8 protein-coding genes and 1 tRNA gene are annotated in these 12080 nt (G+C 55.5%); 8 read left to right on the top strand and 1 reads right to left on the bottom strand.

The annotated features are described in order from the left end of the window. Positions 1 to 33 precede the first annotated feature (33 nt). Positions 34 to 105, bottom strand: a tRNA-Gln gene (locus FYJ35_RS07725). Positions 106 to 310: 205 nt separating this feature from the next. Between FYJ35_RS07725 and FYJ35_RS07720 the strand changes: the two genes are divergently transcribed. The 8 genes from FYJ35_RS07720 to rlmD all read left to right on the top strand — a co-directional run bounded on the left by FYJ35_RS07720 (position 311) and on the right by rlmD (position 12008). After that, positions 311 to 1696: a citrate/2-methylcitrate synthase gene (locus FYJ35_RS07720; RefSeq protein ID WP_154525244.1), complete on the top strand. Its 1386-nt coding sequence runs from the start codon at positions 311 to 313 to the stop codon at positions 1694 to 1696. A gap of 156 nt (positions 1697 to 1852) precedes the next feature. Then, positions 1853 to 3319 carry a nicotinate phosphoribosyltransferase gene (locus FYJ35_RS07715; RefSeq protein ID WP_154525242.1) on the top strand — a complete coding sequence of 489 codons (1467 nt, stop codon included), beginning with the start codon at positions 1853 to 1855 and terminating at the stop codon, positions 3317 to 3319. Beyond that, a complete protein-coding gene (locus FYJ35_RS07710) occupies positions 3316 to 4026 on the top strand; it encodes an acyl-[acyl-carrier-protein] thioesterase (protein ID WP_154525240.1) in 711 nt (236 codons plus the stop codon). The genes FYJ35_RS07715 and FYJ35_RS07710 overlap by 4 nt, the downstream gene beginning before the upstream one ends. 105 nt (positions 4027 to 4131) lie before the next feature. Then, complete coding sequence (locus tag FYJ35_RS07705) at positions 4132 to 4956, top strand: CvfB family protein (protein ID WP_154525238.1); 825 nt, start codon at positions 4132 to 4134, stop codon at positions 4954 to 4956. 129 nt (positions 4957 to 5085) lie between these two features. Continuing rightward, positions 5086 to 5325 carry a polya polymerase gene (locus tag FYJ35_RS07700; RefSeq protein WP_154525236.1) on the top strand — a complete coding sequence of 80 codons (240 nt, stop codon included), beginning with the start codon at positions 5086 to 5088 and terminating at the stop codon, positions 5323 to 5325. 207 nt (positions 5326 to 5532) lie between these two features. Next, positions 5533 to 6468, top strand: coding sequence for a CPBP family intramembrane glutamic endopeptidase (locus FYJ35_RS07695; protein ID WP_154525234.1), 936 nt, complete (start codon positions 5533 to 5535; stop codon positions 6466 to 6468). A gap of 36 nt (positions 6469 to 6504) precedes the next feature. Then, positions 6505 to 10038: a DNA polymerase III subunit alpha gene (locus tag FYJ35_RS07690; RefSeq protein ID WP_154525232.1), complete on the top strand. Its 3534-nt coding sequence runs from the start codon at positions 6505 to 6507 to the stop codon at positions 10036 to 10038. A gap of 38 nt (positions 10039 to 10076) precedes the next feature. After that, positions 10077 to 12008 (top strand): 23S rRNA (uracil(1939)-C(5))-methyltransferase RlmD, encoded by a 1932-nt coding sequence (rlmD, locus tag FYJ35_RS07685; RefSeq protein WP_154525230.1) that lies wholly within the window; start codon positions 10077 to 10079, stop codon positions 12006 to 12008. The last annotated feature ends 72 nt before the right edge of the window (positions 12009 to 12080 follow it).

The following is a 12080-nucleotide window of genomic DNA, read 5'->3' as shown; positions in this document are numbered from 1 at the left end:
CCTCCGGATGATCATCCGGAAGCTTTCAAAAAACAGGGCTACCAGGATTCGAACCTGGAAATGACGGAGTCAGAGTCCGTTGCCTTACCGTTTGGCGATAGCCCTATGTATCTATGTCTCAGCGACGAATGTCATTATACGCAAAGACAGAGGGAAATGCAAGCATCATTTTTAAAGAATATGTTTTTTCGGAAGTGCAAGGCGGGCGGACGGATTCACAGAAAATTCGTTTCTCCACAGTTGTGGAGAAACGAATTTTCTGATAAGCTTTTTTCCAGAACGTCAGAATGAGACAGAGGAGGTATATCCAATGGGAAATGACAAGACATATGAAGAAGCTTACACAGAAATCACGCCGGAGATGATGGAGCTGGCAAGACTGTGTGAGCGGACGGATCAGATCGACCCGGCTCTCTATACGAAGTATGATGTCAAGCCCGGGCTCCGGGATCTCAACGGAAAGGGGGTCGTCGCCGGCCTGACAGAGGTATCCCGTGTGCAGGCAAAAAAGATCGTGGACGGGAAGGAAGTTCCGGACGCGGGACATCTCTATTATAGAGGAAGGAACATCGAGGATCTTGTCCGGGGATTTGCGTCCGAAGGCCGGTACGGATATGAGGAGGTGGCGTACCTGCTTCTCTTTGGCGAGCTGCCGGATCAAAACCAGCTTGGGCGGTTCCATGACATTCTGGCCAGAAACCAGTCTCTGTTCCCGCAGAATTTTGTGCGCGACATTATCATGACCGCCCCGTCCAGTGACATGATGAATGTCCTCGCAAGAAGCATCCTGACCCTCTACTCCTACGATGCATCGGCGGACGACATTTCTCTGCCGAATGTCCTGCGGCAGTGTCTGCAGGTCATCGCCATGATGCCGATGTTTGCCATCTACGGCTACCGGACTTACCAGCATTACTATCTGGGGAAGAGCCTCGTCATCAGACAGCCAAAGCCGGAGCTTTCATTTGCAGAGAACATTCTGCAGATGCTGCGAAAGGACGGCAAATACACCGATCTGGAGGCGCGGCTTCTGGACATCTGCCTTGTTCTGCACATGGAACATGGCGGCGGCAACAACTCCACCTTCACGGACAGGGTTGTGACATCCTCCGGGACGGACAGCTATTCCGTCTTTGCGGCGGCGCTTGGTTCCCTGAAGGGACCCCGCCACGGAGGCGCGAACCTCAAGGTCATGCAGATGATGGCTGACATTAAGGAGAATGTGAAGGACTGGACGGACAAGGATGAGGTGGCAGCGTATCTGACAAAGATTCTGAACAAGGATGCCTTTGACCACTCCGGGCTGATCTACGGGATCGGACATGCGGTCTACTCCATCTCAGATCCGAGAGCTGTCATTCTGGAGCGGTTCGCGAAGCAGCTTTCGGAGGAGAAGGGACGCGCAGAGGAGATGGCGCTCTACCATCTGATCGAGGAGACAGCGCCCCGGATCATCGCGTCGAAATCCCGGATGTACAAGGGGGTTTCCGCAAATGTGGACTTCTTCTCCGGCTTCGTCTATGACATGCTCGACCTGCCGAGGGAGCTCTACACACCGATCTTCGCCATCGCGCGTTCCGTCGGCTGGAGTGCGCACAGGCTGGAGGAGCTGGCGAGACGCGGGAAGATCATCCGCCCGGCTTACATCGCGGTTCATGACAATGTAGACTATGTGCCGCTCGGCCAGAGAGGCTGAATGGAAAGTTTGCGTTTCAAATGCCTCCCGGGATGGTATAATCACATCGTGACTGCGCAAGGCGCCAGCCTATCAGACAGTCGGTTGGGAAGCATCAGCGCCTTGAGATACGCATATATGCAATAATCCAGTGGTGGGAAAAAGAGGACAGATGACATGAGTACCATGAAACTGACACTGCTCACAGACTTCTATGAGCTGACGATGATGCAGGGCTACTTCAAATGCGGCATGCACCAGAAGGTCGTATTTGATGCATTTTACCGCAGAAATCCGGATGATGGAGGCTACGCCATCTGCGCAGGCCTGGATCAGGTCATTGACTACGTCAAGCGGCTGACCTTCTCCAAAGAGGACATCGACTATCTCAGAAGCCTGAACACGTTTGACGAGGACTTCCTGCAGTACCTGGCGGATTTTCATTTTTCAGGCGATATCTATGCCATCCCGGAAGGAACGGTGATCTTCCCGCGGGAGCCGCTGGTTAAGGTGGTCGCGCCGATCATGGAAGCACAGCTCATGGAGACCGCGATTCTGAACATCATCAACCACCAGTGCCTGATTGCCACCAAGGCCGCTCGCGTCTGCTACGCGGCGAAGGGGGACGGCATCATGGAATTCGGCCTGAGGCGTGCACAGGGGCCGGATGCCGGCACGTATGGTGCAAGGGCGGCTGTGATCGGCGGCTGCATCGGCACGTCCAATGTCCTGACCGGACAGCTCTTCGATGTCCCGGTGCTCGGGACACATGCCCACAGCTGGATCATGAGTTTCCCGGACGAGTACACGGCCTTCAAAAAGTACGCCGAGTACTACCCGGACAACTGTGTGCTGCTGGTTGACACCTACGACACGCTGCGCTCCGGTGTGCCGAACGCCATCCGGGTGTTTACCGAGATGAAGGCAAAGGGCTGGAAGCCGAAGAAGTACGGCATCCGGCTGGACTCCGGCGACCTGGCGTACCTGACCAAGAAGGCAAGGAAGATGCTTGACGACGCCGGCTTTGCGGATGCTTCCATTGCCGCTTCGTCCGATCTGGATGAGTACGTGATCCAGTCCCTGAAGTCGCAGGGGGCCTGCATCGATTCCTGGGGCGTCGGGACAAACCTGATCACATCGAAGAACACCCCGGCCTTCGGCGGTGTCTACAAGCTGGCGGCGATCGAGGGACCGGATGGAAGCCTGATCCCGAAGATCAAGCTGTCCGAGAACACCGACAAGATCACGAACCCCGGCAACAAGCAGGTCTGGCGAATCTACGACAGGCAGTATCACAAGATCCGCGCGGATCTGATCAGTATGGATGACGAGGTCTTTGACCCGGAGCAGGATCTGATTATTTTCGATCCGAAGGAAACCTGGAAGAAGACAAAGATCAAGGCCGGAACCTATGATCTCCGCCCGCTGCTTGTCCCGATCTTCAAAAACGGAGAGTGTGTCTATGAGTCGCCTTCCGTCCTTGAGATCCGCGACATCTGCACGAGGGAGAAGGATTCGCTCTGGGATGAGACAAAGCGTTTCGTGAATCCGCATGAGATGTACGTCGACTTGTCAGACAAGCTCTACAAGATCAAGGCAGATCTTCTTGAAGAGCTTTCCATGAAAGCACTCCAGTCCGAATGATCCAGACACTGCCATCGATTGTGCGCTACAGCGAAACAGACGAGAGCGGGAGACTGTCCCTCCCGGCACTTGTCGATTACTTTCAGGATGCCGCCGAGCTTCACGGAGACCGGCTCGGCATCGGGTGGAGATATCTTGCAAAGCAGCATCTGGCGTGGCTCCTCTCTTCCTGGCAGATCGAGATCGGAAGGCTGCCGGCGCTGAGCGAGGAGATCCTGGTGAAGACCTGGGGCTGGAAGTTCCAGAGTATCTTCGGGATGAGGAACAGCCTGCTCCTGGACAAAGACGGAAACACCCTGGTCACCGCGAATAGCGTCTGGTTCTTGTACGATACGAAGGCGCAGAAGCCGGTCCGGGTACCGGAGAACATCGTGAATGCCTTCGGGATTCACCCGAGGGCGGATATGAAGTATGCCCCGCGAAAGCTCCCTGATATGGAGGGCGGTGAAGTCATGGAAAGCTTCAACGTAGGGCGGCAGAACCTGGACACAAACCATCATGTGAACAATGCCCAGTACGTTGCGATGGCGATGGAGTGTCTGCCGCGCGCAATCAAGCCGGCAGAGCTTCTGGTAGAGTATAAGAAGCAGGCTTATCTGGGAGACACCATCACGCCTGTTGTCCGGAGAACAGAGGACGGGTATGCCATATCGCTCCGGGCCTTGAGCGGGGAGCCTTACGCAAACCTGCGGCTGCGGACGGACTGACATGAGAAACAATCGAAGACTTGCAGGATGATGCGGGGCAGCCATGCGGCTGCGAATATACATATGCGGAAATACAAGTATTTCCGGGAGAGGACGGAATAACCGATGTTAAAGCTGGGAGAACGCCAGACACTGAAAATTGACCACAGAAAGAGCTTCGGAGTATACCTGGGGGAGGGGAACGAGACGGTCCTTCTTCCGGTGAAGGAGGTTCCGGAGGACACAGAGATTGGAGACGAGCTTAACGTCTTCCTGTACCGGGACTCGTCAGACCGGCTGGTCGCCACGATGCGGGAGCCGAAGATTACCCTGCACGAGACGAAGCTTCTGCGAGTGAAGGAAGTGACAAAGATCGGCGCTTTCCTGGACTGGGGGCTGGAGAAGGATCTGCTGCTTCCGTACCATGAGCAGACAAAGAAGGTGAAGGCAGACGAGGAGGTACTCGTATCGCTGTATATCGATAAGAGCTCCCGCCTCTGTGCCACGATGAACGTCTACCCCTACCTCCGCACGGATTCACCGTACCAGGCAGACAGCGAGGTGACGGGGCGCATCTATCAGACGAGCGGGAACTTCGGCGTCTTTGTCGCGGTGGACGACCGGTATTCGGCGCTGATCCCGGCGCAGGAAGCCGCGGGACATTTCCGGATTGGAGACGTCATCACCGCCCGCGTCACAAGAGTGCTGCCGGACGGCAAGCTGAATCTTTCGGTGCGGAAGAAAGCCTACCAGCAGCTTGATGAGGATGCGGAGACGGTCCTGAAGGTCATCGATGAATATGAAGGGGTGCTTCCATTTGACGATAACGTATCCCCCGAAATCATCCGGCGGGAAATGGGGCTGTCCAAGAATGCCTTCAAGCGGGCGGTCGGTCACCTGATGAAGGAGGGCAGGGCCGAGATCCGGGGAAAGCGGATCTATAGGGTCTGATCATACCGGAAAGGGCAGCTGCCCTGACTGTTTTCAGATACCGTCTTGATTTCAGGGCGGAATTATATTACTGTACAGATAAAACGTCTGCTGAGGTGCAGAGTCAATCGCGAAAGGAGAAAAACAATTATGAAGCTTCAGAATGTCAAGGATGTCAGGAAACTGTTTGAGGTTGTCGATTCCTGCAAGGGAAAGGTCGAGCTGGTCACGGGCGAGGGCGACAGACTGAATCTCAAGTCCAAGCTGAGCCAGTATATTTCCCTGTCCGGTATCTTCAAGGACGGCGTGCCGGAGATCCCGGAGATGGAGATTGTCGCATACGATCCGGAGGATGTGCAGAAGCTCTTCAATTTCATGGTGAACGGCTGAGAAAGCGGCAGCGTGACCGTGTGCATGTATCTGGCGGGATGAAGGAGACCGGAGGGAGCCTGTCTGCAGGTGCGACCCTCAGCGCTCCGTATGACCTGGCAGAAGAAGTACAGATCTGGGAGGGAGTCGGATCAGAGCGATCCGGCTCTTCTTTTTCCCGCGGCTTCGTGCTAGAATGAGACAAGCTCAGGGATCGGAGGTTTACATATGACACAGAATAGATCAAAACAGGGCGGCAAGCTTTATCTGATTATGATGATCGTCGTTGTCGCGATTGCCCTGCTTGGCAGTCTGATAACAAAGCTGCCTCTTCCGGATTTCGGAATGACAGGGGATATCGCAATCTCGGAGGCCATCTTTCTGGTACCGGTTCTGGTCATCCTGTTCATGGACCGCTTTGAACCGCTGCGGGGCATGAAGCTTCGCGTGATCGGAATGCCGACCATCCTGTGGACCATGCTGCTGTCACTGCTGCTTCTTCCGGTGATGGCACTTTTGAATCTGCTGACACAGTTCCTGGTGCCCAATGCGGCAGCTGCCATGCTCGGCGCGTCCACCTCGCTTCCGCTCTGGGTCAGCCTGCTGTACTTCGCCGTTCTGCCTCCTGTTGTGGAGGAATTCATCTTCAGAGGCGTGCTGTTCCAGTATTTCCGCCCCTGCGGACTCTGGAAGACTGCGCTGCTGACCGGACTGATGTTCGGCCTGGCGCACCTGAATCTGAACCAGTTTCTGTACGCGTTTGTGATCGGCATCTTCTGGACGATGCTTGATGAGGCAACAGGTTCCGTTTTTTCATCGATGATCTCTCATGGCATCGTGAATGGCCTGAATGTCATCCTGATGTACATTGCAGTGGGCAATCTGCCGGAGAATCTGGTCGGGGAAGTTAACCAGGCCAGGGCGGACGTATCGTCTATCGTGTATCTCGTTGTTCTGGCTGTGATTGCCGGAGCCTGTGTGATTCTCGCCGTCATGGTCATCCGTCATCTGGCAAAGGTCCGGGGCAATGAGCAGAAGTTTCGCGATGCGCTGCACGGAAGAGACCGCCTGAGAGGAAAGGACGGAAGAACATTCTCGCCGGAACTTCTGATCAGCCTTGTGATCCCGATCGTCTTTATCGGCATCAACATTGCCATGCAGTAACCAATATGAAAGATAAAGGACCGAAGGGGGACACGGTTGAAGTTTGCACATCTTCACTGCCATACGGAGTACAGTCTTCTGGATGGCTCGAATAAAATAAAGGCCTATGTCACCCGGGTGAAGGAACTCGGGATGGATGCGGCTGCCATCACCGATCACGGCGTCATGTACGGCGTGATCGATTTTTATAAGGAATGCAAGGCCCAGGGCATCCGCCCGATTCTGGGATGCGAGGTCTATGTGGCGCCCGGCTCCAGGTTTGACAGAGAGCCCGGGCAGTCGGATGCCCGCTACTATCATCTCATCCTGCTCGCGGAGAACAATCAGGGGTATGAAAACCTGACGAAGATTGTGTCCACGGGCTTTCTTGACGGATATTACTACAAGCCCCGCGTCGACAAGGAGATCCTGAGAACCTACCACGAAGGCATCATCGCGTCCTCTGCCTGCCTTGCAGGAGAGGTAGCGCGTGATCTGTCTAACGGTCTGTATGAGGAGGCGAAGGCTGCGGCGCTGGAGTACCAGGACATCTTCGGAAAAGATCACTTTTACCTGGAACTGCAGGACCACGGTCTCGAGGAACAGAAGCAGGTGAACGCAGGCCTTTTGCGTCTGTCGAAGGAGACCGGGATCGGGCTCATTGCGACAAATGACTGTCACTACACGCGCGCGGAGGATGCGGAGGCGCACGATGTGCTGCTCTGCATCCAGACGGGAAAGAAGGTCTCCGATGAAGACCGCATGCGCTATCCGGGCGGGCAGTATTATGTCAAGTCCCCCGAGGAAATGGCGGCTCTGTTTCCCTACGCGCCGGAGGCGATTGAGAATACAGAGAGGATAGCGCAGCGCTGCAGCGTGGAGATCGAGTTCGGCCACACCAAGCTGCCGAAGTTTGACGTCCCGGATGGGAAAACCTCGAAGCAGTACCTTGAGGAGCTCTGCCAGAAGGGGCTTGAGGAACGTTACCACCCGGTCACGGAGAAGCTCCAGGAGCGGCTGCAGTATGAACTTGGCGTCATCGAGCGGATGGGCTACGTCGATTATTTCCTGATCGTCTGGGATTACTGCCGCTATGCCCGCTCGGTCGGCATCGCAGTCGGGCCGGGCCGCGGCTCTGCCGCCGGATCGCTCGTTTCCTACACGCTCGGCATCACAAAGCTGGACCCGATCCGCTTCAACCTGCTGTTTGAGCGCTTCCTGAACCCGGAGCGCGTTTCGATGCCCGATATTGATGTCGACTTCGGCTATGAGCGCCGTCAGGAAGTCATCGACTATGTCACGCAAAAGTACGGACGGGACGATGTGGCGCAGATTGTCACGTTCGGAACCCTCGCGGCGAGGGGCGTCATCCGGGATGTAGGGCGGGTCATGGACCTGCCCTACTCGCTCTGCGATTCGATCTCCAAGATGATTCCCCAGGAGCTCGGCATCACGATCGACAAGGCGCTGGAGGAGAGCCAGGAGCTGAAGACGATGTACGAGACGGACGAGACCATCCACCGTCTCATTGATATGTCGAGGAGGCTCGAGGGACTGCCGCGCCATACCTCCGTCCATGCGGCGGGTGTCGTCATCTGCCAGCGGCGTGTGGACGATTTTGTGCCGGTCGCGCGCTCTCAGGACGGCGGAATCGTCACGCAGTTCACGATGACGACAATCGAGGAACTTGGTCTTCTGAAAATGGATTTCCTGGGGCTTCGCACGCTGACGGTGATCCAGGACGCGGTCGCGATGGCTTCGAAGAAGGAGGGCCGCCCGATCGATATCGACCAGATCGATTACACCGATCCGCAGGTCTACGCCTACATCGGAACAGGGAAGTGCGAGGGCATCTTCCAGCTCGAGTCGGCCGGGATGAAGAGCTTCATGAAAGAGCTGAGGCCCGGCAGCATTGAGGATCTGATTGCAGGAATTTCGCTGTACCGGCCGGGACCGATGGATTTCATCCCCCAGTACATCCGGGGCAAGCAGCATCCGGAGCTCATCACCTACGATACCCCGCTCCTTGAACCGATCCTGGAGCCGACCTATGGCTGCATTGTCTATCAGGAGCAGGTCATGCAGATCGTGCGGAGCCTCGGCGGCTACACGCTGGGACGAGCGGATCTGGTCCGGCGCGCGATGAGCAAGAAGAAAGCTGTCGTCATGGCGCAGGAACGCCAGAATTTCGTCTATGGAAATGAAGCCGAGCATGTTCCGGGCTGCATATCGAAGGGAATCGATGAGAAAACCGCGAACAAGATCTACGACGATATGACCGATTTCGCAAAGTATGCCTTCAACAAGTCTCATGCGGCGGCCTATGCCTACGTGGCTTACCAGACGGCCTGGCTGAAGTATTACTACCCGGTGGAGTTCATGGCGGCACTGATGACATCGGTCATCGACAATCCGGGCAAGGTGGCAGAATACATCATGGTCTGCCGCTCGATGAAGATCCAGATTCTTCCTCCGGACATCAACGAGGGAGAGGCATCCTTCTCTGTGTCCGGCGGCGCAATCCGCTATGCGCTGGATGCCATCAAGTCGATCGGCCGCCCGTTGATCGACGCCATCCTGAAGGAACGGCAGAAAGGCGGACCGTACGCCTCGCTTCGCTCATTTGCGGAGCGGGTCGGGGATCAGGTGAATAAGCGTGCCGCCGAGAACTTCATCAAGGCCGGGGCCTTCGACTGCTTCGGGGCGACCCGGAAGCAGATGATGATGACCTACGCGCAGATCTTTGATGCGGCGGCGAGAGAACGGAAGAACCAGGTGAGTGGTCAGCTGTCCCTGTTCGATTTTTTGAAACCTGAGGACGGAGAGGAGGATGCCGGCGCAGGGCAGATTCCGATGCCGGATGTCGGGGAGTTCAGCAGGGATCAGCGCCTGAAGATGGAGAAGGAGGTTCTTGGCATCTATGTCAGCGGCCATCCGCTGGAGTCGGATATCAGCGTGTGGGAGAAGAATATCACCGCGAAATCCCATGACTTTGCGATCAATGACGAGACCGGTCAGGCAGACCGGCTGCAGGATTCCTCAGACCAGGTGATCGGTGGCATTCTGCAGGAGAAAACCATCAAGTATACCAAAAAGGGTCAGACCATGGCCTTCATCACCCTGGAGGATCTGGTCGGAAGCGTCGAGGTGCTGGTCTTTCCGAAGCTTTACGAGCAATATTCCGAGCTTCTGAATGCGGATGAAAAACTGTTCATCGAGGGCAGGGTTTCGGTGGAGGATGACAAGCCCAGCAAGCTTCTGGCAGAAAAAATCTGGCGGTTTGAGGATGTTCCGTACGAGCTGTGGTTCCAGTTCCCGGACGAGGCAGCCTACGCGGGGCGTGCGGACGAGCTGAACAGCCTGCTGATCGAAGGGCAGAAAACAAATGACCCGCAGTCCCGAGACGTACCGGTGGCACTTTCCAGGATTGCTGTCTATGCGAAGGAGCAGAAGAGCGTCAGGAATCTGCGTTTCACCGCACGGATGTATATCACCAGAAGCCTGCTGCAAAAGCTGAAGGCGCAGTATGGAAACAGCAACGTCATGCTCCTTCCGGGCAGACTGGACAGAGGACGGAAGAGGGGGTACTGACAGGCAGCGGCCGGCAGGCAGTCAAGAGGAGCATATGTATGCTGAGAAAAAATGAAATTGTGACACTCCGGATCGAGGACATGTCGGACGAGGGACTCGGAATCGGCCACACGGATGAAGGGGTTGCAGTCTTCGTCAAGGACACAGTGATCGGCGACAGTGTCCGCGCATCCATCACAAAGGTCAAAAAAACATATGCCTTCGGACGCGTCGCAGAGATTCTGACTCCCTCCCCAGACCGTGTCACGCCCTGTTGCCCTGTCGCGCGATCCTGCGGCGGCTGCCAGATCCAGGAGATGTCCTACCTTGCGCAGCTTCATTTCAAGGAGAATAAGGTCCTCGGCAATATCCGGCGGATCGGCGGAATCGCATGCCGGAAGGCGGGGCAGGAGCAGACAGCAGAGCAAGGTCCGGAATCGGGACAGGAGCAGATATCAGAGCAAGGCCCGGAATCGGAGCAGGTGCGTCCGTCAGCGCAAGACCACGAATCCGGGCAGAAGCAGTGGGCCCTGTTTTACCCAATTATCGGCTCAAGTGCGCCCTTTCACTACCGCAACAAGTCTGAATATCCGGTCGGACGGGATAAGAACGGCAAACTGGTCGCTGGATTCTATGCCGGGAGAACACACACCATCGTCAGCGGAGCACAGTGCGTGATCGGGATTGAGGAGAATCAGCCGATTCTGGATGCTGTCCTTGGCTGGATGGAGACCTTTCACATCCCGGCGTATCAGGAAGAAACCGGGAAAGGCCTGGTCCGGAACATCATGATCCGGTGCGGGTTTTCGACCGGACAGATCATGGTCGTCATCGTCGCCAATGCAGATCGCCTGCCGCACGAGACGGAACTCGTGAAGAAGATCTGCGGTGCCCTGCCGAAGACAGAATGCACAGGTACGGATTTATGCCGTGCGGGAAGTTGTTCAAGAGAAAGCCGCCTGGCGGGAAATCGACTGGGTGGCGCTCATTTGTCATCAGAGAATCCCATAGGAGAAGTGGATTCGGTGTCGGATCCATACGGAGCGGGACGCATTATCACCGGGATTATCCTGAACACCAATAAGGAGCGGACGAATGTCATCCTCGGACGGAAGAACCGGACGCTCTGGGGACATGATTCAATCGAGGACAAAATCGGTGCGATCCGGTACCGGATATCTCCGCTGTCCTTTTATCAGGTCAATCCCTACCAGACCCGGACGTTGTATGAAACAGCTCGGTCATACGCAGAGCTGACGGGAGAAGAAATCGTATGGGACTTGTACTGCGGGACGGGAACCATATCTCTGTTTCTGGCGCCATATGCAAAGCAGGTGTACGGGGTAGAAGTCGTTCCGGATGCCATCGACAATGCCAGAGAGAATGCGAAGCTGAATCATATCGATAACGTACAGTTCCTGACGGGAAAAGCGGAGGAAGTGCTTCCGCGCGAGTACCAGGAACATCAGATCTACGCAGATGTCATTGTTGTGGACCCACCCCGCAAGGGGCTGGAGGGTGGTGTGATCGACACCATCGCAGCCATGGCACCGAAGCGCGTTGTCTACATCAGCTGCAACAGTGCGACACTCGCCAGGGATCTGGCAATATTTGCTCAGAAAGGATATCAGACACGGAAAGTTCAGCCAGTTGACATGTTCCCCCAGGGGGTTCACGTCGAGACGGTATGTCTATTGTCCAAACTCTCTGAAGTCAAGAATCACATCAGTGTGGAGGTCGATATGGATGAAATGGATCTGACGGCGGCGGAGAGTAAGGCGACATACCAGGAAATCCAGGAATGGGTGCAGGAGAAGTACAGGTTCCATGTGACACATCTGAATATCGCGCAGGTGAAACGAAAGCATGGGATTATTGAACGGGAGAATTATAACAAACCTAAGTCTGAAGATAGCAGACAGCCCGGATGTCCGGAAGAGAAGGAGCAAGCCATAGAGGAAGCCTTGAAACATTTCCAGATGATAATATAAAGCAATATCGAAATATCATAGAAATAGCAATCGGTGGAAGAAAATCATTTCATCGGTTGCTTTTTATTTACA

The organism is Porcincola intestinalis, assembly GCF_009696445.1.
Taxonomy (GTDB): domain Bacteria; phylum Bacillota; class Clostridia; order Lachnospirales; family Lachnospiraceae; genus Porcincola; species Porcincola intestinalis.
The sequence above is the reverse complement of the archived record's forward strand: the minus strand, read 5'-3'. Positions and strand labels throughout refer to the sequence as shown.